The sequence below is a fragment of the Galactobacter caseinivorans genome, assembly GCF_003640665.1.
GTDB lineage: Bacteria > Actinomycetota > Actinomycetes > Actinomycetales > Micrococcaceae > Galactobacter > Galactobacter caseinivorans.
On record NZ_QQXL01000001.1, the window covers coordinates 49,824 to 73,773 of the forward strand.

24 protein-coding genes are annotated in these 23,950 nt (G+C 68.3%); 18 read left to right on the top strand and 6 right to left on the bottom strand.

Annotated features, from left to right (window positions below):
• Window positions 1-3: 3 nt before the first annotated feature.
• Window positions 4-702 (bottom strand): GNAT family N-acetyltransferase, encoded by a 699-nt coding sequence (locus tag DWQ67_RS00240; protein ID WP_121483597.1) that lies wholly within the window; start codon window positions 700-702, stop codon window positions 4-6.
• 211 nt (window positions 703-913) lie between these two features.
• Here DWQ67_RS00240 and DWQ67_RS00245 point away from each other — a divergent pair, with 211 nt between their 5' ends.
• The 6 genes from DWQ67_RS00245 to proC all read left to right on the top strand — a co-directional run bounded on the left by DWQ67_RS00245 (window position 914) and on the right by proC (window position 9,161).
• On the top strand, window positions 914-2,680 hold the full coding sequence (locus DWQ67_RS00245) for a DUF7059 domain-containing protein (protein WP_233555839.1): 1,767 nt from the start codon (window positions 914-916) through the stop codon (window positions 2,678-2,680).
• Window positions 2,681-2,691: 11 nt separating this feature from the next.
• Window positions 2,692-3,351, top strand: a complete 660-nt coding sequence (locus DWQ67_RS00250) for an ArsR/SmtB family transcription factor (RefSeq protein WP_121483598.1) — start codon at window positions 2,692-2,694, stop codon at window positions 3,349-3,351.
• Window positions 3,352-3,432: 81 nt separating this feature from the next.
• The gene (topA, locus tag DWQ67_RS00255) at window positions 3,433-6,258 is read left to right on the top strand and encodes a type I DNA topoisomerase (protein WP_121483599.1); all 2,826 of its coding nucleotides are present in this window, start codon (window positions 3,433-3,435) and stop codon (window positions 6,256-6,258) included.
• Between the two features lie 64 nt (window positions 6,259-6,322).
• Window positions 6,323-7,405: a Ppx/GppA phosphatase family protein gene (locus DWQ67_RS00260; protein ID WP_121483600.1), complete on the top strand. Its 1,083-nt coding sequence runs from the start codon at window positions 6,323-6,325 to the stop codon at window positions 7,403-7,405.
• Window positions 7,402-8,226 carry a sugar phosphate isomerase/epimerase family protein gene (locus DWQ67_RS00265; RefSeq protein ID WP_121483601.1) on the top strand — a complete coding sequence of 275 codons (825 nt, stop codon included), beginning with the start codon at window positions 7,402-7,404 and terminating at the stop codon, window positions 8,224-8,226. Before DWQ67_RS00260 ends, DWQ67_RS00265 begins: the two co-directional genes overlap by 4 nt.
• A gap of 68 nt (window positions 8,227-8,294) precedes the next feature.
• Complete coding sequence (proC, locus tag DWQ67_RS00270; RefSeq protein WP_121483602.1) at window positions 8,295-9,161, top strand: pyrroline-5-carboxylate reductase; 867 nt, start codon at window positions 8,295-8,297, stop codon at window positions 9,159-9,161.
• A gap of 32 nt (window positions 9,162-9,193) precedes the next feature.
• Here the strand turns inward: proC and DWQ67_RS00275 are convergent, their stop codons facing one another.
• The gene (locus DWQ67_RS00275) at window positions 9,194-9,865 is read right to left on the bottom strand and encodes a potassium channel family protein (RefSeq protein WP_121483603.1); all 672 of its coding nucleotides are present in this window, start codon (window positions 9,863-9,865) and stop codon (window positions 9,194-9,196) included.
• Window positions 9,858-11,279 (bottom strand): TrkH family potassium uptake protein, encoded by a 1,422-nt coding sequence (locus DWQ67_RS00280; RefSeq protein WP_121483604.1) that lies wholly within the window; start codon window positions 11,277-11,279, stop codon window positions 9,858-9,860. The genes DWQ67_RS00275 and DWQ67_RS00280 overlap by 8 nt, the downstream gene beginning before the upstream one ends.
• Window positions 11,280-11,461: 182 nt before the next feature.
• On the opposite strand from DWQ67_RS00280, the gene DWQ67_RS00285 reads away from it, so the two are divergent.
• From DWQ67_RS00285 to DWQ67_RS00310, 6 genes are all read left to right on the top strand, one after another.
• On the top strand, window positions 11,462-12,658 hold the full coding sequence (locus DWQ67_RS00285) for an acetoin utilization protein AcuC (RefSeq protein WP_233555884.1): 1,197 nt from the start codon (window positions 11,462-11,464) through the stop codon (window positions 12,656-12,658).
• A gap of 63 nt (window positions 12,659-12,721) precedes the next feature.
• Window positions 12,722-13,234: an ArsR/SmtB family transcription factor gene (locus tag DWQ67_RS00290; protein WP_121483605.1), complete on the top strand. Its 513-nt coding sequence runs from the start codon at window positions 12,722-12,724 to the stop codon at window positions 13,232-13,234.
• A 162-nt stretch (window positions 13,235-13,396) separates the two neighbouring features.
• Window positions 13,397-13,612: a helix-turn-helix domain-containing protein gene (locus tag DWQ67_RS00295; protein ID WP_121483606.1), complete on the top strand. Its 216-nt coding sequence runs from the start codon at window positions 13,397-13,399 to the stop codon at window positions 13,610-13,612.
• A gap of 142 nt (window positions 13,613-13,754) precedes the next feature.
• On the top strand, window positions 13,755-13,853 hold the full coding sequence (locus DWQ67_RS00300; RefSeq protein WP_003792170.1) for a 30S ribosomal protein bS22: 99 nt from the start codon (window positions 13,755-13,757) through the stop codon (window positions 13,851-13,853).
• Between the two features lie 67 nt (window positions 13,854-13,920).
• Complete coding sequence (locus DWQ67_RS00305) at window positions 13,921-14,184, top strand: glutaredoxin family protein (RefSeq protein WP_121483607.1); 264 nt, start codon at window positions 13,921-13,923, stop codon at window positions 14,182-14,184.
• The gene (locus DWQ67_RS00310) at window positions 14,181-14,819 is read left to right on the top strand and encodes a redox-sensing transcriptional repressor Rex (RefSeq protein WP_121483608.1); all 639 of its coding nucleotides are present in this window, start codon (window positions 14,181-14,183) and stop codon (window positions 14,817-14,819) included. The genes DWQ67_RS00305 and DWQ67_RS00310 overlap by 4 nt, the downstream gene beginning before the upstream one ends.
• Window positions 14,820-14,923: 104 nt before the next feature.
• On the opposite strand, the gene DWQ67_RS00315 is transcribed toward DWQ67_RS00310, so the two are convergent.
• Window positions 14,924-16,198 (bottom strand): FUSC family protein, encoded by a 1,275-nt coding sequence (locus tag DWQ67_RS00315; protein ID WP_121483609.1) that lies wholly within the window; start codon window positions 16,196-16,198, stop codon window positions 14,924-14,926.
• A gap of 288 nt (window positions 16,199-16,486) precedes the next feature.
• Window positions 16,487-17,032, bottom strand: a complete 546-nt coding sequence (locus DWQ67_RS00320) for a YceI family protein (RefSeq protein WP_121483610.1) — start codon at window positions 17,030-17,032, stop codon at window positions 16,487-16,489.
• A gap of 196 nt (window positions 17,033-17,228) precedes the next feature.
• Between DWQ67_RS00320 and DWQ67_RS00325 the strand changes: the two genes are divergently transcribed.
• The 6 genes from DWQ67_RS00325 to DWQ67_RS00350 all read left to right on the top strand — a co-directional run bounded on the left by DWQ67_RS00325 (window position 17,229) and on the right by DWQ67_RS00350 (window position 23,114).
• Window positions 17,229-17,891 (top strand): histidine phosphatase family protein, encoded by a 663-nt coding sequence (locus tag DWQ67_RS00325; RefSeq protein ID WP_121483611.1) that lies wholly within the window; start codon window positions 17,229-17,231, stop codon window positions 17,889-17,891.
• Window positions 17,892-17,896: 5 nt separating this feature from the next.
• Window positions 17,897-18,508, top strand: coding sequence for a TlpA family protein disulfide reductase (locus DWQ67_RS00330; RefSeq protein WP_233555840.1), 612 nt, complete (start codon window positions 17,897-17,899; stop codon window positions 18,506-18,508).
• A gap of 44 nt (window positions 18,509-18,552) precedes the next feature.
• The gene (locus DWQ67_RS00335; protein WP_407645782.1) at window positions 18,553-19,323 is read left to right on the top strand and encodes a cytochrome c biogenesis CcdA family protein; all 771 of its coding nucleotides are present in this window, start codon (window positions 18,553-18,555) and stop codon (window positions 19,321-19,323) included.
• Window positions 19,323-21,119: a cytochrome c biogenesis protein ResB gene (resB, locus tag DWQ67_RS00340; protein ID WP_233555841.1), complete on the top strand. Its 1,797-nt coding sequence runs from the start codon at window positions 19,323-19,325 to the stop codon at window positions 21,117-21,119. Before DWQ67_RS00335 ends, resB begins: the two co-directional genes overlap by 1 nt.
• Before the next feature lie 37 nt (window positions 21,120-21,156).
• Window positions 21,157-22,320: a c-type cytochrome biogenesis protein CcsB gene (gene ccsB, locus DWQ67_RS00345; protein ID WP_233555842.1), complete on the top strand. Its 1,164-nt coding sequence runs from the start codon at window positions 21,157-21,159 to the stop codon at window positions 22,318-22,320.
• A gap of 266 nt (window positions 22,321-22,586) precedes the next feature.
• Window positions 22,587-23,114, top strand: a complete 528-nt coding sequence (locus DWQ67_RS00350; protein WP_147433571.1) for a hypothetical protein — start codon at window positions 22,587-22,589, stop codon at window positions 23,112-23,114.
• 161 nt (window positions 23,115-23,275) lie between these two features.
• Here DWQ67_RS00350 and DWQ67_RS00355 read toward each other — a convergent pair whose 3' ends face one another.
• A complete protein-coding gene (locus DWQ67_RS00355) occupies window positions 23,276-23,875 on the bottom strand; it encodes a PLD nuclease N-terminal domain-containing protein (RefSeq protein ID WP_121483614.1) in 600 nt (199 codons plus the stop codon).
• Between the last annotated feature and the right edge of the window lie 75 nt (window positions 23,876-23,950).

The window sequence follows — 23,950 nt, forward strand, 5'->3', positions numbered from 1 at the left end:
TGCTCAGGCGGTGTGCCCCGTGCGCTCGCCGGCGTCCGGCTGGTCGGGGGTCTGCAACACGGCCATGGTTCCAAGCAGGGTCCAGCCCAGGTACTTGTAGAGCTCGTAGCCGTCGGTGCTCGCCACCAGCAGGCCGGTCTCCGCGTCGGATTCAGCGGCGATGGAGGCCAGGTAGCGCGTCACCAGCGAGCCGTAGCCGCGGCGGCGGTATTCGCTCGCGGTGACGATGCGGTCGAAGACCGCGTAGTCGTTAATGGCCGCGACGTGGCCGGAAGCCAGCACCGCGTCGTCGCCCTCGTGGTGCAGAGAAACCCAGGCGTGATCGCCGTCGCGCTTCTCATCCCAATACAGGCCCTCGGTCAGGCGCGGGGCCTCCACGTCCTGCTGGCCCATGTCCGTGACCATCAGCGCCTCGCGGGTGGAGACCACCTCGAGTCCGTGCACGTGCGCCATGTCCGTGAGGTGGTCAATCTCGCGGGTGAACGCGGTGACGCGCCGACCCGGATACTCCGTCAAAGCGGAGGACAGGGCGCCGATCTGCTCGGTCGTGGGGGCATGGATCACGTACTCCCAGTTCTCGCTGGCCTGTCCAGTGCGCCGATACGCATGGATGGGGCCATCGTGCCGGGTCTCGTAGCCGCGGGCCTCGGCCCAGCCACGCATCCAGGTGCCGATCAGTTCATCGCTCGCGTTCGCAACCATGATGTGAGGCTACCGGGCGGCCGGGCCGGGAGCACGTCGGAAAGGACTCGTTCGTGCATCAAAACGACATGAACGGTGAGAAAACCGCGTTCCTGCGGCGAGTCGGTGGCGCGGGGCAGGGGGCCCGTGACGCGGCAGTGACGGCCCAGAGTTGGCCCGCAAGCGGCGCAAGGGCGGCGCAAGGGCGGCGCCGAGTTCCTAAACTAGGCCTGTGAGCACCCACCACGCCCCGGAACCGCTGCCCTCCTCCCACGCCGCGTCCCAAGAAGCACCCCAAGAAGCACCCCGCGACTTCTCCCGCGTCCCCGCCGCCCCGCGCAGCGACGACCGGGCGCTGCTGGACGCCCTGGCGGCGGACCTGGAGGCGGCGCGCTATGTGCACGATGGCGTGCTGGAGCTCCTTGGTCCCGTGGCGATGGCCGCGTTGGATCGAGACCAGCCGGTGCAGCCGCGCCGCGCAGTGGCCCGGGTGGAGGCCACGCGCCCGCTGGATGCGCTGAGCACCTTGGTGCGCGCGTTCCTGTTGGGCGGGTCCGTCAGCCGCGAACGCTGGGAGGCCGCGCTGCCGACGCTTGGCCTGGGCGGCGCAAGCGAGCTTGGCCTGGTGGAGGCGGATCCGGAGCGCCCGGAACTGTTGCGTGCCGCGATTGACCTGCGCCCGTACGCCTCGGACTCCCACGCGGATCTCTGGGTGGCCTCTGACGTGGGCTCGCACCACCGCCCCGGCGTGCTGCGCCACGATCATGTGTTGGGCATTGGCGCCGCGTCCCTCACCCTGGCCGCGGCCACGATCCGTCGCCCGGCGGCCACCGCGCTTGACCTTGGCGTGGGCTGCGGCATCCAGACCTTCTATCTGTTGGCGCATTGCGATCACGTCACCGCCACGGATCTTTCCGCCCGCGCCCTGGGCTTCACGCGCTTCAACCTGGCGCTCAACGCTGCGGCGCTCGGCCTGGATCCGCAGGACCTGGAGGCCCGCGTGAGCCTGCGCCAGGGCTCGCTTTTGGAGCCGGTGGAGGGGGAGCGCTTTGAGTTGATCGTCTCCAATCCGCCCTTTGTCATCACCCCGCGCCGCCTCGGCGAGAGCAGCGAGGAACGCTTCACATACCGCGACGGCGGCCTGCCTGGGGATCAGCTGGTGGCTCAGCTGTGGTCTGGGCTGGCGCAGGTCCTTGAGCCGGGCGGCACCGCCCAGATGCTGGCGAACTGGGAGATCCCGCGGGCTCTGGTGCCCGACGACGCTCGGTTCAGCGACCCGGTCACCGGCACGCAGGTGCCCGGTTGGGCCGGGCGGCCGGCCCAGTGGACGCCGCCGGAGCTGGAGTGCTGGGTGATCCAGCGAGACGTGGAGGACCCGGGCGGCTACGCCGAGACGTGGCTGCGCGATGCCTCTGAGGTGCGCAGCCCGGAGGCGGCGGAGCTGCGTTATGAGGAGTACCTGGATGACTTTGAGGCGCGCGGCGTGGGCGCCATTGGCCTTGGCCTGGTCTGGCTGCGGCGCCGCGCGGAGGGCGCCGGCAGCGGCATGATCGCCGGCAGCGGCAGGATTGCCGCGGAGGGCATCGGCCGGCGCTTTGAGTCCATCCAGCACCAGGTCGAGTCCCCGCTTGGCCCCACGCTGGGCCAGGCGGTGTGGCAGGCGGACGCGGTGGCTGCCGTGGATGTGGCGCTGGTGCACGCGGAGGCGGCGAAGGACGTCACGGTGGAGACGCACTCGCGCCCGGGGGATGAGCACCCGCAGGCCATCCTGCTGCGGCAGGGTTCCGGACTGCGCCGCACCCGGCTGCTGCCCACGGCGCTGGCGGGCCTGGTCTCCGCGTGCGATGGCGAGCTGCCCCTTGGGTCCCTCTCACGCGCCGTCGTCTCCGTCCTGGAGGCCACCGAAGCGCAGAACCACCCCAGCGCGGAGGAACTGCTGGAGCAGGCCAAGGAACTCTTGGTGGATGGATTCCTGCGATTCCCGTCACACTCCGAGTAGAGTTTTGCCGCATGACCTCCCACCCCAGCAGCACGAGCGCTGCAGGCCTCGTCGAAGCGGCCGATGCGAGCACGAGTGCCACGGGCAGACTTGCGCCGGAGCGCCGCGTGGTGATCTCGGATCCGCAGGCGGTGCGCGCCCTGGCGCACCGTGCCCGGGTCGAGGCGCTAGATGAGTTGTACGCGACCCGCGGCACCCGGACCGCCACCGAGCTGGCGGTGCGTTGCGACCTGACGCCGAGCGCCATGAGCTATCACCTGCGGGCGCTGGAACGCTTTGGCCTGGTGGAGCGCGCGGAGTCCCAGGGGGATGCCCGCGAGCGGCGCTGGCGTGCGGCCGGGGACCAACTGGTGGTGAGCCCCCTTGGCGGGTCACCGACCGGGACGGCCGCGTACGTGGAGATGCAAATTGCGCAGTTTCGCGAGCGGGTGTCCCAGGAGATCATTTTCCGCGCGGAGCACCAGTCCGCTGACGGCTCCCGCGATCAGCCCTACATGAACTACGGCTCCCTCTATTTGGACGCCGCAAGCGAACGCGAGTTTCAACAGCGGGTGCAGGATTTGGCGGACGAGTTTGAGGCCCGTTCCGATGAGGTGCACCGCGATTCCGAGGACGGGCGGAGGGCGTACTACCTGCTCTCCGTGCTGCCGGATCGGGCTGATCGACGCTAAGCACCCTGGTCCGGGGGTTAGTGTTATGACTGTCTTGCGGCCTCGAATCCCGAAGCCGCGTGCGTCGCAACGAGGAGTACTGTGCCCGCCAAGGCCAAGGAAAAGACCGGCAAGAAGCTCGTGATCGTCGAGTCACCGGCCAAGAGCAAGTCCATCGCCAAGTACCTTGGCGAGGGCTTTGTGGTGGATGCCTCTGTGGGGCACATCCGCGACTTGCCGCAGCCCTCAGAGCTGCCTGCCGAGCTGAAAAAGTCGCCGGTCGGCAAGTTCGCCGTGGACGTTGATCACGGCTTTGAGCCGTACTACGTGGTGTACGCGGACAAGAAGAAGCGTGTGGCTGACCTGAAGCGTGAGCTGAAGGACGCCGACGAGCTCTACCTCGCAACTGATGCCGATAGGGAGGGCGAGGCCATTGCCTGGCACCTCCTGGATGAGCTCAAGCCCAAGGTCCCTGTGTTCCGCATGACGTTCACGGAGATCACCAAGGAGGGCGTGCAGCGCGGCCTGCAGAATCTGCGCGAGCTGGACATGGACTTGGTGGATGCGCAGGAGACCCGGCGCATCCTTGACCGCCTCTACGGCTACGAGATTTCCCCGGTGCTGTGGCGCAAGATTGGCCGCGGACTCTCCGCTGGCCGCGTCCAGTCCGTCGCCACCCGGCTAGTGGTGGAGCGCGAACGCGAGCGCATGGCCTTCCGCTCGGCCTCCTATTGGGACCTGGCTGGCGAGTTTGTGGCCGGCTCAGGCGAGTCCTTCCGGGCTCGGCTCAATACGTTGGACGGCGCGCGGGTGGCCAGCGGCCGCGACTTTGACGACCGCGGGCAGCTGCGGGCGGCCGCAGCCAAGGCAGGCGCCGTTCACCTGGATCAGGAGCGCGCGGAGGCACTGGTCTCCGGCCTGGCAGAGTCCGCCTTTGCCGTGAGCTCGGTGGAGTCCAAGCCGTACACGCGCCGCCCGGCGGCGCCGTTTACGACCTCCACGCTGCAGCAGGAGGCCAGCCGCAAGCTGCGCTGGAGCGCAAGGGTGACCATGCAGGTGGCCCAGCGACTCTACGAAAACGGTTACATCACCTATATGCGTACGGACTCGGTGAACCTCTCCGGTGAGGCCATCAACGCCGCGCGCAGGCAGGTCAAGGAGCTCTACGGGGCGGACTACGTCCCGGCCAGCCCGCGCCTGTATAAGGGCAAGAACGACGCCGCGCAGGAGGCCCACGAGGCCATCCGCCCCGCGGGCGATTCCTTCCGCACCCCGCGCGCCGTGATGCCCCAGTTGGGCTCCGACGAGTTCAAGCTCTACGAGCTGATCTGGAAGCGCACCGTGGCCTCGCAGATGTCTGACGCGAAGGGCAGCACCGCGACGGTGCGCCTGGAGGGCAAGGCGTCCGACGGCCGTGTGGCTGAGTTCAGCGCGTCCGGCACCGTGATCACCTTCCGCGGCTTCATGGCCGCGTACGAGGAGGGCAAGGACACCACCGACGCGGATCGGGACGACGCCGAGCGTCGCCTGCCGCAGCTGGTGGAGGGCGCCGCGTTGACGGCACGCGAGATCGAGGCCTCCGGGCATGAGACCTCCCCGCCGCCGCGCTACACCGAGGCAAGCATCGTGGCGGAGCTGGAGAAGCGCGAGATTGGACGCCCGTCCACCTACGCGCCCACCATCTCCACGATCATGGACCGCGGCTACGTCACCAAGCGCGGCGGTGCCCTGGTCCCGTCCTGGATTGCCTTCTCCGTGATCCGCCTGCTGGAGGAGCACTTCGGCAAGTACGTGGATTACGACTTCACGGCACGCCTTGAGGATGACCTGGACGAGATCGCGGCCGGGCGGCGATCACGCACCGACTGGCTGCAACTCTTCTACTTTGGCGAGAACGGCCACGAGGGCCTCAAGTCCACGGTGGATGACCTGGGCGAGATTGATGCCCGCGCCATCAACTCCATTCCGGTGGCAGATGACATCACGCTGCGCGTGGGCAAGTTTGGCCCGTACCTGGAACAGGCCCTAGCGGCCGACGCCGAGCCCGGCACCGACCCCAAGCGCGCCAACGTCCCCGAGGACATGGCCCCGGATGAGCTCACGGCCGCCAAGGCGCGCGAGCTCATGGACGCAGCCGTCCCGGGCGATCGCGAGCTGGGCCGCCACCCAGAGTCCGGCCACATGGTCGTGGCCAAGGATGGGCGCTACGGGCCCTACGTCACCGAGCTGATCCCGCAGATGACGGAAGAGCAGCTGGCCGCGTACCTGGACTCGCTGCCCACCGAGTACTACAAAAACGGCAACCCCAAGCCCAAGAAGAAGCCCGCAGCGCAGAAGCCGCGCACCGCGAGCCTGCTCAAGGGCATGGACCCCAACACGGTCACCTTCGAGGAGGCCATGCGGTTGCTCTCGCTGCCGCGCGTGGTGGGCACGGACACCGATGGCACGGAGATCACGGCGGCCAACGGCCGCTTTGGCCCGTACCTGAAGAAGGGCCCCGACTACCGCTCCCTCGGCAGCGAGGAGGAGCTCTTCACCACCACCGAGGAGCAGGCCCGCGCCATCTACGCGCTGCCCAAGCAGCGGGGCCGCGGCAACGCGAAACCGCCGCTGGCAGAGTTTGGTGAGGACCCGACGTCGGGCAAGCCGGTGGTCGCGAAGGAGGGGCGCTTCGGTGAATACATCACCGACGGCACCACCAACGTGACCATCCCGCGCGGCACCAATCTGGAGGAGCTCAGCCCCGAGCAGGCCATCCAGATGCTGGCGGAGAAGCGGGCCAAGGGCCCCGCCAAGCGCACGGCGGCGCCCGCGCGCAAGCCGGCAGCCAAGAAGGCCCCGGCCAAGAAGACGCCGGCCAAGAAGGCCCCGGCCACCAAGCCGGCGGCCAAGCGGGCGGCGCCAAAGAAGTCCGGCCCGGACGCGTGAACGCCGCGGGGCGTGGGGACGGACCCGTGAGGCGGGAGCACAGCATCACTGAGGGGGTGCGCGCATGAGGCTAGGCGTGCTGGATATTGGATCCAACACCGTTCACCTGTTGCTGGTGGAGGCATACCCAGGGGCTCGCCCCGTGGCGTTTGCCTCCCACAAGCGACCCCTCTCGTTGGTGCGCTTCCTGGATGAGAAGGGCGCCATCAACCAGCGCGGCCGCCGGGAGCTGTTGAACTTTGTCTCTGAGGCCGTGTCCTTTGCGCGCCGCCACGGTGTGCAGGACCTGCTGGCCTTTTGCACCTCGGCCCTGCGCGGCGCCAGCAACGGCGCCGCGGTCATCACCGAGGTGGAGGCCACCACCGGCGTGACCCTGGAGGAGCTATCCGGGGAGCAAGAGGCGTCCATGACGTACTTTGCCGTGCGCCGCTGGTTTGGATGGGATACCAGGGACCTGATGGTGCTGGACATCGGCGGCGGCTCCTTTGAGATGGCCACCGGCCGCGATGAATTCCCGGCCGCGGCCGTCTCCGTGCCGTTGGGCGCCGCGCGCCTGACCAAGGACATGCTGCCAGGCAACCCGCCGGCGCCCTCCTCCGTCGCGGCGCTGCGCGAGTACGTGGCGCGCACGCTCAAGGGCCCCGTGAAGGCCCTGGCGGAGCAGCAGAGCCCGGACCTGGTCGCCGCGACCTCCAAGACCTTCCGCTCCCTGGCCCGCGTGGCCGGAGCGGCGCCAAGCGGCGCCGGGCCCTACGTCACGCGGATCCTGCGCAGGGATGACCTGCGCCTGTGGTCCCGCAGGCTGGAGGCGCTCAGCTTTGAGGAGCGCGCCTCCCTGGCCGGCGTCTCGGAGATCCGCGCCCCCCAGCTGCTGGCGGGCGCCATCGTCGCGGAGACCGCCATGGAGGCCCTGGACGTGGACGAGGTCAGGGTGTGCCCCTGGGCGCTGCGCGAGGGCCTCATTTTGCACCGCTTTGACCGATTGATGCGTGATCATGATGTTGTCAACGACGCTTATGTGGGGGTGGGATCCGTGGACTTGCTGTCCAGAGATGTGAACCAGGTACCGCAGACGCAGCTCCCGTTGGACCTGCCGCTCTCCCAGTTACCCCTGGACCTTCCCTCAGCAGCGGGGAGTAAGCCATGAACCCCGGATGGCCCGGCAGCCCGCAGGTGGGGGAGCCCATCCCCGTAGCCCTGTCCACCTCCTCCGTGTTCCCCTTGGGCCCGGATCATGCCTTTGCCGTGGCGGATGACCTGGGATACGACGGGGTGGAGGTGCTGGTCACCGGCAACTCGCTCTCCCGCGACGGGGACCAGCTCCACGCCCTGCAGCAGCGCTTTGGCATGCCCGTCATGGCCATCCACGCGCCCACCCTCCTGCTGACCCAGCAGGTCTGGGGCGGCGCCTGGACCAAGATTCAACGCTCCGCCCTGCTGGCCCACGAGCTGGGATGCGACGTGGTGGTGGTGCACCCGCCCTTCCGTTGGCAGGGCAAGTACGCCTCCGGTTTTGAGGAGGGCGTGCGGCGCGCCAACGAGAGCTACGGCGTGCGCATCGCCGTGGAAAACATGTACCCCTGGCGCGCACGCGGCACCGAGACGCAGATGTATATGCCGCACTGGGATCCGGTGCCCATGGACTACAAGTACGTCACCTGGGACTTCTCCCACGCCTCCATTGACCGGATGGACTCCCTCTCCGCCGTGAAGAAGCTGGGGGACCGGCTCACGCACGTTCACCTGTGCGACGGCACCGAGAACGGCGCCGATGAGCACCTGGCCCCCGGCATGGGCACCCAGCCCGTGGCGCAGACGCTGGATTACCTGGCCAGTTCCGGGTGGGTGGGCTCCGTCGCGGCGGAGGTCAGCACCCGCAAGTTCCGCAAGACCCCCGGCGAGCTGGAGCGTGTGCTCGGCGAGACGCTGGAGTTTGCGCGGACGCACCTGAAACGTCCTACGGCCTGAGGCAGCCCGTAGCCTGAGGCAGCCCCTAGCCTGAGGCAGCCCCGCCGGGCGGGTGGCAGACTGGATTCATGACGAATTCCAGCACCGCGACCCCCCAGAACTCCGCCCCCTCCACCATCGCCTTCCTTGGCACCGGCAACATGAACGGCGCCATCCTGCGCGGCCTGCTCGCCGCCGGGCATCCCGTCGCGTCGGTCCGCGCCACCACGCGCTCCGCGGCCAGTGCAACGGCGCTGGCTCAGGACACGGGTGTGGAGGTGCGCTCCACGGAGCAATCGGCGCGGGCCAACGACTGGGCCATCGCGGACGCCGACGTGGTGGTGCTTGGTGTGAAGCCGGTCGGCATAGCGCAGCTGTGCCAGGAGATTGCCCCCGCGCTGCGCCCGGAGACGGTCGTGGTCTCGGTGGCCGCCGCCATCACCCTCGCCGCCATGGAGGCGGCGCTGCCCCAGGGCCAGCCCGTGGTGCGTTCCATGCCCAATACCCCGCTGCAGGTCGGCGCGGGTGTGGTGGGCTTGGCGCGCGGCACAGCGGCCGACGACGCCGCGGTCGCCTTGGCCACGGGCGTCTTCGAAGCCTCGGGTCAGGTCTTTGAGGTCCCGGAGCAGCAGATCGACGTGGTCGCGGCCGTCTCCGGTTCCGGCCCCGCGTACGCGTTCTACCTGGCGGAGGCCATGGCAGACGGCGGCGTGGCGCTTGGCCTTGACCCGGAGCTGGCGCGGCGGCTGGCGAGCGCGACTGTGGCTGGGGCGGGCAAGATGCTCTCCGAGCCTGGCGTGGACCCTGCGGCGCTGCGCAAGGCCGTCACGAGCCCCAAGGGCACCACCGAGCGCGCCATTGACGTCTTTGACGCCCAAGGCGTGCGCCAGGCCATCGCGGCAGGCGAGAAGGCGGCCACGGACCGGGCCAGGCAGCTCAGCGCAGAGCTGGCCTGAGGCGCGGCGGTCGCCGGCTCAGGGTCGTTGGCTCAGGGTCGCCCGGCGAAGCGCTCCAGCAGCTCCACATGGCCGGACACGATGAGAATGTCGCGGTGCGTGACGATCGTGTCCGGCTGGGCGTAGGTGAAGTCCTCGCCAGGGGACTTTACGCCCACGACCGTGACGCCGTACTTCTCGCGTACATGGGATTCCGCCAGCGTGAAGCCTTGGGTCTCCTTGGGCGGGTACATCTTGGCGATGGCGAAGCCGTCGTCAAACTCGATGAAGTCAAGCATGCGCCCGCCCACCAGGTGGGCGGTGCGCACGCCGGCGTCCGCCTCCGGGTAGATCACGTGGTTGGCGCCGATCCGGGAGAGGATCTTGCCGTGGGCTGGGGTGATGGCCTTGGCCCAGATGTGCTCAATCCCCAGGTCAACTAGGTTCACGGTGATGAGCACGCTTGACTCGATGGACGTGCCAACGCCCACCACGGCTGAGGAGAACTCCTGGGCGCCCAGCTGGCGCAGGGAGTCGATGTTGGTGGCGTCAGAGGCCACGACGTGGGTGAGTGTGTCCGCCCATTGCTGCACCAGCTCGGGGCTGCGCTCAATGGCGAGCACCTCGCGGCCTTGCTTGACCAGTTGCTCGGCGACGGAGGCGCCAAAGCGGCCCAGGCCGATCACCAGTACCGGGGCGTTGTGGACCGTGTTGCGATCAGCCAATGATGGGCCTCTCTTCCGGGTAGGTATACAGCTGGCGGCGGTGGCGTAGGGAGAGTGCGGTCGCGAAGGTGATGGTGCCCACCCTGCCAAGGAACATCAGGGCGATGAGCACGTATTTGCCCGCCGGTGGCAGTTCCCCGGAGAGGCCTGTGGAGAGTCCGACGGTTGCGAAGGCGGAGATGGTCTCAAAGACCACGTGATCCAGGGACGCCTCCGGGTCGATGGCCATGAGGGCAATGGTGCCCGCCATGACGAGCGAGGCGCCCATGGCGGTGACGGCGATGGCCACGCGCATGGTGGATTCGGGGATGCGCCGGCCAAAGGCCTGGATCTGGGCGGTGCCGCGGGCCTCGGCGAGGATGGCGAGGAACATCACGGCGATGGTGGTGACCTTGATGCCGCCGGCCGTGGAGGCGGAGCCGCCGCCGGCAAACATGAGCGCGTCCGTGAACACCATGGTGGCCGGGTGCATCTGGTCCTGATCCACCAGGTTGAAGCCGCCGGAGCGGGTCATGATGGAGGCAAAGAGCGCGTGCAGCAGCTTGTCCCTCACCGACATGGCGCCGATCGTGGCGCGGTTCTCCCACTCGGAGAGCCCCCAGGCCAGGGCGCCGCCCACCACCAGGATCAGCGAGACCACGATGGTGAGCTTGGTGTGCAGATTCCAGGCCCGCCCGTGGAAGCGGTGCTTGATCAGCACCATCATCACGGGGAAGCCGAGGCTGCCAAGGAAGACGCCAAGCATGAGCGGGGTCAGGAGCCAGGGGTCCGTCTCGTAGGGGACCAGGCCATCCGAGTGGGGCGTGAAACCGGCGTTGTTGTAGGAGGAGATGGCGTAGAAGACGCCGTGCCACAGGCCCTGCCACAGGTCCTCACCGATGATCCAGAAGCGGATGCTCAGCCACAGCGTGAGGAAGGCCTGGATGGTCACTGAGGTGCTGATGACGATGCGCAGCAGCGAGCCCACCTCGCCCAGTTTCCCGGAGGCGGCGGTGTTCATGGACTGCTGGGCCAACAGCTTGCCGCGCACGCCTAGGCGCTTGGTCACGGCAAGGGAGAGCACGGAGGCCAGCGTCAGGATGCCGAGCCCGCCCACAAAGATGGCGATGAGGATGACGAGCTGGCCAAAAAAGGTCCAGTGCGTGGCCGTGGAGACCACGGTGAGTCCGGTGACGCAGACGGCGGACACGGCGGTGAACATCGCGTCCTGCAGGCTGGTGAACGTTCCGCTGCGGCTGGAGATGGGCAACGCGAGCAGCAGCGTGAAGAGCGCGATGGCCACCACAAAGACGCCCAGCGCCAGGCGGGCGGGGGAGCCCGCCGCCAGCCGGTCCACCACATCGCGGACGCGGGCACTGGCGCGCGCGAGCGGATTGACGCGCTCGGGCTCGCCCGTGGGGGCCGTGGTGGACATGGACCGGTGCTCCTGATGATGAGTGGGCGGCCTCTTCCCCTGGGGCCACGCGTTGCCTGCGGCCCACCGTGGGTGGACAGCGCCCATTCAACCACCCCACGGCGACCAGGCGGCATCCACGCGCCGCGACTCCGTGTCCCGTGCGGGCGGTGGCAGGGCCCCTGCGTTAGCCTGTGGCTGTGATGATGCACACCCCGAGCACCGGCGTCACCCTGGTCTACCACGACGCGATGGCCGCGTACCGCTTTAGCGAACACCACCCCATGAACCCGGATCGGCTTGGCCTGACGGCCCGCCTCATCGAGGAGCTGGACGTGCTGGGACAGGGCGCTGGTTCGCTGCGTGAGCCCTTTGTGGCCGACGACGATCAGTTGCGTTCCGTGCACGGCGCCGACTATGTCGCGGCGGTGCGGCAGGCCTCCGGGCCGGACGCTGAGGCGGCGCCCGGGTTTGGCCTGGGGACCGAGGATGACCCGATCTTTGAGGGCATGCACGAGGCGAGCGCGCGGCTCTTTGGCGGCTCGCTGGTCGCGGCGGAGGCGGTCCTGGAGGACAAGGGTGTCCCGGCCGTCAACTTTGCTGGCGGCATGCACCATGCGTCGCGGGACAAGGCCAGCGGCTTTTGCATCTACAACGACGCCGCCGGGGCCATTGCGCGGCTCTTGGACAGTGGGGTCCGCCGCGTGTTGTACGTGGACCTTGACGCCCATCACGGCGACGGGACGCAGTCCATCTTCTGGGACGACCCGCGGGTGCTGACCATCTCCCTGCACGAGTCGGGGCGCTCGCTCTTCCCTGGCACGGGGTTTCCCTCTGAGACCGGCGGGAGCGAGGCCCCCATGGGCGCGGTCAACGTGGCCCTGCCAGCCGGGACGCGGGATGCCGGGTGGCTGCGGGCCTTCCACGCCGTGGTTCCGCCCATCGCCCGCGCCTTTGCCCCGGAGGTGATCGTCTCTCAGCATGGCTGCGATGGGCATGAGCGGGACGAGCTCACCAACCTGCGCCTGAGCGTGGACGGTCAGCGCCAGAACGCCCTGGACATGGCGGAGCTGGCCACGGAGCTGACGCAGGGCCGCTGGATCGCCACGGGTGGTGGCGGCTATGACATCGTGCACACCGTGCCGCGGGTCTGGACCCACCTGCTGGCCGTGGCATCCGGGCGCCCTGTGCCGCTCAAGACGCCGGTTCCGCCGCGTTTTCGCGAGTATGTTCTGCAGCGCTACGGCGTGGAGGCGCCCCTGAAAATGGGCGACGACGCCGAGCTGTGGTGGCGCTCGTGGGAGGTCGGGTATGACCCGGGGGACCCAGTGGATAGGGCCATCATGGCCACCCGCAAGGAGGTCTTCCCCGCCTTTGGTCTTGACCCCTGGTTTGACTAGCCAACGCGTCCTTACGAGGAGCTGTCCCAGGCGTTCGTCACTCGTGCCCGCTACCATCGGTGCGTGCCCTCTGATCTTTATGCCGTGATCGCAGACCCCACCCGTCGCCAGTTGCTCTCCGAACTCGCCGCTGGCGAGCGCAGTGTGGGCTACCTGGTGGAGGCCGTTGGCGTCAGCCAGCCCACCGTTTCCAAGCACCTGCGGGTGCTACGCGATGCCCAGTTGGTGAGCATCCGCGCCCAGGGGCAGAAGCGTTTCTATGCCCTGGAGTCCGGCCCGCTGCGTGAGGTGGTGGAGTGGGTGGCCACGCTACTGCCGCATCCGGAAGCGCCGGAGGAGGAGGCCAAGGCGGTCTCTGAGCCACACGGCGTCGGGCAGGTGCCTGAGAGTTCCGTGGGAACTGAGGTGGCGAGCACGCCCGGCGCGGAGCTGGAGCACGGCGAGCTGGACGCGGCCGGGCTGGATGCCGCCGGGCGGCGCGGCAACGGGGTGGGGCGCACCATGGAGCAGGTCACGGGCCGCGCGCAGGAGCTGCTTGACCGGCTGGCCAAGCAGCGCTTTGGCCGCCGTCGCTGACACCGCTCAACCCGAGTCGCACCAGACACACCAGCACCTGATGTTCACATGAGTCACATTGGCACCGTAGACTCCCCAGAGTAGTCCCGTGCTCACTCGAGAGGTGCGGGCCAGTCCTGGGGGACCACTGGTGCCCCTCCACGAGGAAGCAGAGGTCCGCCCATGCCGGAGCCCCGCCACTTCGCCGACGCACGGTTCATGACCGTCGCGGAGGTTGCCGATGTCATGCGCGTGTCCAAGATGACCGTGTACCGCCTGGTGCACTCGGGCGAGCTGCCCGCCGTGCAGTTTGGTCGCTCTTACCGGGTTCCGGAGAGCGCCGTGGAGCAGTTCCTCGGATCGGCCAGGATTGAATACCGCGAGAGCGGTACCGCTTAAGCCCCCGTTTCTGGCCACCACAAGCCGCCCGATGCGACACGCAAGGTGTACGGCAGGTACCATGATTCGGAACGTCGCACGCTGGCCGGACTGGTCACGCAGTGAACGCTGATCAGTAACTATCTAAGTTGGAGGAGAACCTATGGGTTCCGTCATCAAGAAGCGCCGCAAGCGTATGGCCAAGAAGAAGCACCGTAAATTGCTTCGCAAGACTCGTCACCAGCGCCGCAACAAGAAGTGAGCGCTCGCGAGGGCCGGGATCCTGATTGGATCCCGGCCCTCGCTGCGTCCGCCGTAGACTGGCACGTGTGAATCCCTCCCCCCTCCCCGGTTCCGCACCGCGCGTCCAGTTGCTGACCAAACACGGCTGCCACCTCTGCGCGGATGCCCGGCTGGTGGTGGCCCAGGTGACCCAGCGGCTAGGCCTGAGCTGGGAGGACGTGGACACGGACGCTGCCCCCGAACTGGCGGAGCGTTACGCGGAGGAGATTCCGGTGCTGATGATCGACGGCGTGCAGCGCGACTTTTGGCGGATTGACCCCGCGCGGCTTGAACGCCTGCTCACCGCATGAGCTCCTCGCAGCACCTTCCCGACGCCACGCTGCGTCGCATCTCCCTCTATCTGCGCTCCCTGACCGAGTGGGGCGCCGCTGGGACCACCACCGTCTCCTCCACGCGCCTGGCGCGGGCCGCCGGCACCACGCCCGCCACCCTGCGCAAAGACCTGAGCCTGCTTGGCTCCCACGGCCGGCGCGGCGTGGGGTATGAGATCACCACGCTTGCACCCGTCCTTGAACAGGCGCTGGGGCTGACCACGCCGTGGCGCGTCGCGATCGTGGGCGCCGGGCACCTAGGCATGGCCCTGTCGGGGTACGACGGCCTGACGACGCGCGGCTTTGACGTGGTGGCCGTGCTGGATGCCTCCCCGGAGGTGATCGGGACCGTGGCCGCCGGTGTCACCGTGCAGGATGCCACGCTCCTGGAGGAGGTGGTGCGCCAGCAGCAGGTGACGATGGCGGTGCTCACCGTTCCGGGCCCGGCGGCCCAAGGCCTGGTGGACCGCCTGGCGGCGGCTGGGGTGCACAGCGTGCTGTCCTTTGCGCCGGTGGCGGTCAGCGCGCCCGACGGCGTGGACGTGCGTCGCGTGGACCTGACCACCGAGTTGCAGCTGTTGGCACACCGGGCCGGGCCCGGCGTGGGGGCCTAGGGTTCGAGCCGAAGGGCGCCGGCGAGATGGAGCCGGCGCAAGTGAAGAGGCCCGTCACCGCTGGGTAGCGGTGACGGGCCTCTTGCGATGGTGAGCGGCCGGGGCTAGTACCCCATCGGCTGCGCGAACTGCTGCTTCTTCTCTGCCTTCTTCGCCTTGAACCACGCGTTGGAGACCGGCAGCCACCAGAGCACAATGATGGCGGCGGCCATGAGGAAGAGCAGGATGCTCAGGGGCGAGTCCAGGACGGTGAACAGGTTGAACAACACGGCGATTCCGCCACAGACCGTTCCGACAATGCGCCAGGCGTTGGACCCCTTCCACGTTTGCAAGCCCACCAGCACGGCCGTCCCGGCCATGACGACGTAGAGGATGACGACGAACCACAGCACGCCCTGCAGAAAGCCTGGAGTGAGCATTCTTTCGAGGTCGGCACGGTCCTGGCCGCTTGTGTCACTGAGCAGCGTCTGCCGAATTACGGACGTGGGAACGGCGAAGACGCCAATGATGGTCAGGACCACCGCAAGCGCCGCGCCCACCCACAGCAGGACTCCGGCCACGGTGATCGTGGTGGGGCGTGAGCCGGCGCTGGTCGGCTGCGACGAGAAGCCGGGCAGGGCCCCGTAGCCCTGCTGACCCTGGTAGCCCTGGAACGCCGGCTGGCCTTGGTAGCCGGGCTGGCCCTGGTGGCCCTGGTAGCCGGGCTGGCCCTGCTGGCCCTGCTGGCCGGGGTGGAAGGGCTGACCCGGCTGCGTTGGCTGCCCTGCCTGGTTGCCGGAGAACGGGCCCTGCGGGACCTGGCCGGTGTGGTCGTACGGTCCGCCGGGGACAAAGGCGCCGGGATACTGCTGCTGGCCAAAGACGGGCGGCTGCGCCTGCGCCTGCGCAGGCTGGCCGTACTGACCCTGCTGGCCGTACTGCCCCGGCGTCGGCTGGCCCGGCTGGCCGTACTGCCCCGGCGTCGGCTGGCCCGGCTGGCCGTACTGCCCCGGCGTCGGCTGGCCGTACTGGCCTGCCGAGGGGTTCTGCGAGGACGCGGCGGCCTCGCGCGCTGCCCGTCGCGACCCCGGACGCGCCTGATCCCACCCCGGACGCTCGTCGGAGTTCGACTGTCCCGGCGCCGCAGTGTCCTGCTGACCGAACTGGGACTGCTGGCCAAACTGATCCGGCTGTCCAACCGTGCCCTGCTGGCCCTGGGAACCGGCCGAGCCGTGCTGTTCCTGCCACGTGGGCTGCGCGGCGGCGTCGGGCCCTTGGGGGAGGCGCATGCCGTAGCGCGGCTGCCCATTGACGTCATCCCAGCCCGCGGCCTCTGAGGCGGAGTGGGGCTGTGCCGGCTGGTTGGGGTCGTGCTGGGGGTTCTGTGGGGGCGTGCTCATGCCCTCTCCTCGGCTCGTGATGCGGCGTGGAGCAGTCGGAACAGGTGCCCCGCTGCGCTTTTTCACAGCCTAATCGCCATGCGGCCCATGGGGCAGGACATTGAGCAATGGCGAGGCCGCAGAACCCGCCCGCCCACGCACCCGCCCATACACCGGCCCGCCCACGCACCCGCCCGCCCACGAGCACAGCAGTCCCCAACGCAGCAGGCCCCCGCCGATGGGCGAGGGCCTGCTGAGATGCCGCCCAGCAAGGGGCAGGCGGAGGAGTGCGGGGTTCACCCGCGGGGATCAGGCGCGGACGAACTCGGCCTCAAGCTCCAGCTTGATCTTCTCCGAGAGCAGCAGGCCGCCGGTCTCCAGGGGAGCGTTCCAGGTGAGGCCCCAGTCCTTGCGGTTGATGGTGGTCTGGGCGGAGAATCCGGCGCGGTGCATGCCGAAGGGATCGGTGGCGGTGCCGTTGTACTCCACCTCAAGCTCCACCTGGTGGGTGATTCCCTTGATGGTCAGATCCCCCTTCAGGACCCAGTCCTCGCCGGCGCCGGTGGCGGTGACGGAGGTAAAGGTCAGGTTCGGGAACTCGTCCGCCTGGAAGAAGTCGCCGGTGCGCAGGTGCTCGTCGCGGCCCTGGTTGCGGGTGTCGATCGACGCGGTCTCGACGGCCACGTTCAGCGCGGAGTCCTCAACGGACTCGCCCACGGTCAGGGCGCCCTCGACGTCGGTAAAGGTGCCGCGGACCTTGGAGATGCCGGCGTGACGAACCACGAAGGCCACCTGAGTGTGGGAGGGGTCCAGGTTCCAGGTGCCGGGGGTGAGGTTGGTGGGAAGAGCAGTCATTGCTTGGATCCTCTCGAGAAAAACGCCGATCGGCCGTGGCCGCTTTGGTTGATGTGTCAATCATAAGCATGAAGGTTCAAGTTTGTCGAGTGACTTCCGGAAGAACTCCAGGTTTCCAGCAAGTCCCCGGAATCTCACAGGAGCGCAGGGCCCCCAGGATTCGGCCCCGCCGCATGACTTTGAGACAATGGGCCTTATGTCTTCTGTGACCGTGCACCTCGTCCGCCATGGCGAAGTCTTTAACCCCGAGGGCGTGCTCTACGGGCGGCTGCCACACTTTGGCCTCTCAGAGCGCGGTCATGAGATGGCCGCCGTCGTGGCCAAGCACTTCGCCGCGCGCCAGGAGCAGGGCCACCGAGTGGTGCGGCTGGTGGCCTCCCCACTGCTGCGGGCCCAGCAAACAGCCCAGCCCATTGCCAAGGCGCTGGGGCTGGACATCGTGGAGGAACCCCGCGTGATCGAGGCCTGGTCACGCTTTGAGGGCCTGAACCGGATCAAGTCCCGGTTGCGCGAGCCCCAGCGCTGGCCCCATCTGCGTAACCCGCTCCAGCCCTCCTGGGGCGAGCCGTACGCGGACCAGGTCACCCGCGTGGCCGGCGCGGTCAAGGACCAGAGCGCGGCCGCACTTGAACTGGGCGGGGACGGCGCCGAGGTCGTCATCGTCTCCCATCAGCTCCCCATCTGGGTCACCCGCGTGGCCTCCGAGGGGCGCTCGCTGGCGTGGAACGCCTTCCGCCGCGAATGCACCCTGGCCTCAGTGACCTCCCTGACCTTCAAGAACGGCGCATTGGCCGGCCTTGACTACTCCGAGCCGGCCGCAGCCTTGCTTGTCGGCACCGTCAACATCCCCGGAGCGTAAGCCACGTGAACTCCCCCCTCCCGCGTCGTCGCCTGCTCTCTATGGCCGCGCTCGCCGCACTGGCCGTGCCGCTCGCCGCGTGCACGCCCACCGAAAGCAATGTGGCCGAGCAGGCCAAGAAGGGTGACGGCAAGGGCTACATCGCCGGGGACGGCACCGTCCAGGAGTACGCCCCGGATCAGCGCGCCGAGCCGGTCGAGTTCACGGCTACCAGCTTCGATGGCGAGTCCATCAACACCGCCGACTGGGAGGGCAAGGTCACGGTCCTGAACTTCTGGTACGCCGCCTGTGCCCCGTGCCGGCTGGAGGCGCCCACGCTGAAGAAGCTCAGCAATGAGTTCAAGAAGCAGGGGGTGCAGTTCATTGGCGTGAATGTGCGCGACGAGAAGGCGGCCGCAGACGCCTTCGACAAGACCTTCGGCCTGGAATACCCCTCCATCAACGATGTGAAGGACGGCGGCGTGCAGCTGGCGCTGGCCAAGATTGTGCCCGCGCAGGCCGTGCCGACGACCCTGGTAATTGGCCCTGATCGCCGCGTCACCGCCCGCGTCCTTGGCGTCACCGAAGAGTCAACCCTGCGCAGCCTGATCAAGACCGCGCTGGCCGACGGCAAGTGAGCCCCACGGTGCTTCTGGCCACGGCTCCGCCAGCCATCTCTTCGGTGGCGATCTCCGCCGCCGGCTCCAACGCCTTTGCCGAGGTGGTCACGGACGGCTCGCTGCTCGTGGCGCTTCCGGTCGCGATCCTTGCCGGGCTGGTCTCCTTCCTTTCCCCCTGCGTGCTGCCGCTGGTACCCGGGTACCTGGGATACGTGACCGGGCTGTCCGGGGTGGACCTCGCCGAGCGCAAGCGCGGGCGCATGGTGGCCGGCGTGGGCCTCTTCGTTCTGGGATTCTCGGTGGTCTTTGTGCTGCTGGGCATCGTGTTTTCGCAGGTCTTCCTGTGGTTGAAGCACGACGGCGCCTGGGTCACCCAGGCGCTCGGCGTGGTCGTGATCCTGCTCGGCATCGTGTTCATGGGCGGCTTTGGCTTCCTTCAGCGCGAGCGCAAGATCCACCGCCGCCCGCCCGCGGGGCTCTGGGGCGCACCGGTGCTCGGCGTGACCTTTGGGCTGGGCTGGGCGCCGTGCATCGGCCCCGCCTTGGGGGCGGTGCTCGCGATTTCCTCTGGGCCCGGCGCCAACGTGCCGCGCGGAGCCCTCCTGGCCTTTGCCTACTGCCTGGGACTGGGTATTCCCTTCCTTTTGGTGGCGTTGGGCTTTGGCCGAGCCACTAAAACCCTTGCCTTCTTCCGTCGCCACCAGCTCGCAGTCATGCGCGTGGGCGGCGGCATCCTTATCCTCCTTGGCCTGCTGATGGCCACCGGACTCTGGGGCCGCTGGATGGCGGACCTGCAGAACTGGTTCCAATACGCGGTGGAGTTGCCGATCTAATGACTGAGAAGAACACCCCCGAGAACAACGAGACGCCCGACGCCGCTGCTGGCGCCGGCTCCCCGACGCCCGACGCCGCTGCTCCCCGCGCGCAGCCGGGCAAGAAGGCTGCGAAGAAGTCTGGGAAGAAGGCTGGCCAGGCCGACGTCGAGCTGCCAGCTCTGGGCTTCTTTGGCATGCTCCGCTGGGCCTGGACGCAGCTCACCACCATGAAGACGGCGCTGTTTTTGCTGCTGCTCGTGGCCGTGGCGGCGGTGCCCGGGTCCCTCTTCCCGCAGCGTGAGGCGAGCCCGGAGAAGGTGGCCCAGTACCTGCGTGACAACGAATTCTGGGGGCCGGTGCTGGATAAGCTCCAGTTCTTTGAGGTCTTCTCCTCGGTGTGGTTCTCCGCGATCTACATCCTGCTTTTCATCTCCCTGGTGGGCTGCGTGCTCCCGCGCACCAAGCAGCACTTCCAGGCCTCGCGCCGCCCGCCTGCCCGCACCCCGGCCCGCTTCACGCGGCTGCCGGAATCCGGCGTGCTGGAGCTCCCTGCTGACGCCGAAGCGGGCCAGAACGATGAGGTGCTGCGCCGCGTTGCGAAGCTGCTCAAGCGCCGTCGCTACCGCGTGTCCGTGCGCCCAGCAGAGGGCAGGATGGGCGCCTCCGTTGCCGCCGAGCGCGGCTACCTGCGCGAGTGGGGAAACCTGGTCTTTCACTACTCGCTCGTGGGCGTGCTGGTGTCCGTGGCCGTCGGAGGGCTCTTTGGCTTCACCGGGCAGCGCTACCTGGTGGAGGGGCAGGGCTTCACGAACACGCTCATCGCCTACGACCAGTTCAACCCCGGGCACCGCTTTGACGCCGAGTCGCTCTCTCCGTTCACGGTGAAACTGGATGACTTCCACGTGACCTTCAACCGGCAAGAGCGCACGGACGGCAAATACGGAACCCCGGTGGGCTTTGACGCCAAGGTGCAGGTCAAGGACTCAGCGACGTCCGAGTGGAAGGCAGAGGACCTGCAGGTGAACCACCCGCTGCGCGTCAACGGCACCGATCTGTACCTGGTGGGCAACGGCTATGCGCCGGTCATCACCGTCAAGGACGGCAAGGGCGACGTGGTGTTCTCCGAGCCCGTGGTGACGGTGGCGCAGGATGGCATGTATAACTCGCTGCTGGTGCTCAAGATCCCTGACTCCAACCCGGATCAGCTGGCCTTCCAAGGCTTCTTCCTGCCCACCACCACCATCAACGCCAACGGCGCGGCCACCTCGAGCGACCCGGACGCGCTGCTGCCCTCGCTGTACCTGAACTCCTTCTACGGTGACCTGGGGCTTGACTCCGGCAAGCCGCAGAACGTCTTCTCGCTGGACACGGACAAGCTGAACAAGCTCAACGATCGCAAGCTGGACGCTGGCGGCATTGTGCTTGGCCGCGAGCCGGGGGAGAACGTCTACACCCTGCCGGAGGGTAAGGGCACCATCTCCTTTGACGGTGTGAAGCGCTACATCGGCCTGCAGGTGCGCCACGACCCGGGCAAGGCCTGGGTGGGCGGATTTGCCGCGCTGGCCACCGTTGGCCTGGCCATCTCCCTGTTCATTCCGCGCCGCCGCGTGTGGGTCAAGCTCAGCGACGGGCCAGCCGGTGAGAACCCGGGCACGCGTAGTATTGAGTACGGCCTGCTGGCGCGCGGAGAGGACCCCCGCCTCACGGCGGAGGCCAAGGCTCTGCGAGAACAACTCATGAAGGAATTCCCTGGGTTGACCCCGGTGGAGATCACCTCAGCTGACAACGGGGCAGTGCGCACTCTGCGCGACTGACCCCACCACGCAAGAAGAGATACCGAGGACGCTGACGATGGGCATTTCCCCCATGATCGGGAGCACCGAGATTGACCTCGCTTTGGGGACCAACTCGGAACTGGCCATGCTGCTGGCCGCGATGGCCTACGCCGTGGCGCTGGTCGTGTTCACCCTGGACCTGGTGCGCTCCTCGCGCACCGTCCAGGAGTTGGAACAGTCCCTGCTGGCGCAGGAGGACAAGGAACTCGTGGGCGTGGGCGGCGCGGTCCGCGTCTCCAAGGGCGCGCGCTCCGCAACGGCACGCGGCGGCGCCGCCGCTCAGAGCGGCACCGCTGGGACTGGAGGCACCGGAGCGGGCGACGACGCGTCGTCGGGCACTGCGCCCCGGGTGCGCCACGGCAACGCCGAAGTTGACGGCCAACTCGTGGACGATTCCATGGATTACACCCGCGGCGCCCCGCGCCGTGGCCTGGCCCGCGTGGCCATCTCCCTGATGGCGCTGGCCGCGGTGATCCACCTGGCCGCCGTTATCATGCGCTCCATCGCCGCCGGCCGCGTGCCGTGGGGCAACATGTACGAGTTCCTCACGACCGGCGCGCTGATTGTCGCCGTGGTGTTCCTGGTGGCGCTGATCTTCAAGGACATCCGCTTCATGGGTGTGTTTGTGTCCGCGCTCGTGGTGGTCATGATGTGCGCCGCGACCATGGGCTTCCCGACCCCCGTGCAGCCGCTGCAGCCCGCGCTGCAGTCGCCGTGGCTCATCATCCACGTCTCCATCGCCGTGCTGTCCTCTGCGCTCTTCACCCTGACCTTCGCCATGGCCGTGCTGCAGCTCATCCAGAGCTACCGCCAGAAGGCGCTCATCCAGGGCAAGCCGGACCGGCTTCCGCTGATGCGCCTGGTGCCGTCGGCGACCTCGCTGGAGAACGTGGCCTACCGCATCAACGCCCTGGCCTTCGTGGGCTGGAGCATCACGCTCATCCTCGGCGCCGTCTGGGCAGAGGCCGCGTGGGGCCGTTACTGGGGCTGGGACGTCAAGGAGGTCTGGACGTTCATCATCTGGGTCATCTACGCCGGCTACCTGCACGCGCGTGCCACCCGCGGCTGGACCGGAAACCGCTCGGCCTGGTTGAGCATCGTGGGCTACGCCTGCGTGGTGTTTAACTTCACCGCCGTCAACATCATCTTCCCCGGCCTGCACTCCTACGCGGGCACCTAAACCGCAGGCGCCTCATCGGCGAGAGCCTGAGGCGCAGGCACGGATGACGCAGCGCTGGTGGCCCGGCGCTGGTGGCCTGGCGCTGGCGGCTCGGCACTGAAGGCCCGGAACCCTTGAGGTTCCGGGCCTTTTGCTGTGCCAGCCGTTCCCTCCCGGACTGCGCTGCTGGTAGGAGCGCCCGTCAGACCGGGGGTGGATAAACGCAGTCCACGGTGGGGCCCAGGACCCGACGCGGCGCCCACCGGCCCCGTCATAACGTAGAGGCTATGAAGACAACAATGAAGCGACTCTCCCTCCTCGGCGCTACCGCACTGGTGGCGTCCATCTCCCTGACCGGCTGCGGCATGGGCGGGGATTCCATGGACAAGAGTGAAGAGAAGAAGGCATCCACTGGTAGCGAGGCCAGGTCCTCCGGCCTGGCACCGACCTGGATCCCGGCCGAGGCCAAGGACGTGAAGGTCCAGCAGCGCACCACCGGCAGCGAGCGCCTGCTCACGGCGGAGTTCCAGGGGAAGCTCCCTACGCAGTGCACCACGATCAAGGCAAAGGGCGCGCCGACTGAGGCTGAGCTCAAGGCCGCCTACGCCCTGGACACCAAGACCAAGGGCTCGCCCGTCGCCGATTTCACCACCTCGCCGCTGCTCTCCGCCGGCTGGTGGCCGCAGGATCAGCAGAAGGAGACCACGGCCCTGTGCGGTCGTTGGTGGGTCTCGATCAAGGACGGACACGTGTACGGCTTTGCGGCCGAGACGAAGAAGGCGGCGGACATGATCACCAAGGAACGCAACAAGTAGTCCGCAGCCGGCAGGAGCTGACAGACGCGCAGCGCCCCGCCCCCGCTTCAAGGATTCTCTGCATCAGAGACTCCCTGAACCACGGGGAGGGGCGCTGGATGGTGCGTGGGCGTGGGACCGGGGCTGAGCCCGAGGTTGAGCCCGGAGTCGGGCCTGACCTGTCAGTCGTTGGCCGGCGAAGTGGGGCCGGGGCGCGGATCCGTCGACGGACCGCCGCTGGGGTCCTCAAGATCCTCGCGGTCCCCGTGCTCTGGCTCGTGGCCGGGGGCGGTGTCGGCATCGGGGTGGTGTGCCTTGCCATCCGGAGTAGCAGGGTTCTGATCTGTGGAGGCTTGCTTGGGGGCGGCCTCCCCGGTGGGACCCGGCTTGTGCCCCGTGGAACCTGGCTTGATCCCGCTGGTGCCTGACGTTTGTCCGGTGACATCGCGCTCGTGACGCTTGAGTTCGGCCTCGCGCTCGGAAAGACGCGCCTCGCGCTCCTTTTGGCGGCGCTGGGTCTCGAGGCGGCGCAGGAACTCCGGATCATCGTCCGGGCCAAGGCCTCGCTGCACGGGACGTAGCGGGCTTGCGCGGCGCTCAACGCGGGGAGCGCCGAGCCAGAACCAGAGCCCGGCACCGATCACCGGAAGCAGAATAATCGCCAGAATCCACACGCCCTTGGGCAGGGAACGCACCTTGGAGGCCGGGGCGAAGATGGCGTGGAACAGCGCATAGAGCACCACGGCCACCGCCGCCAGAACACCCACCATGAGCCATCGCATGGAGCCAGTCTAGACAAGTTCTTGCGGATGCGGCGCCGCGGGGATCGCCAGTCCGCCGAGGGCTGATCGGTTGTG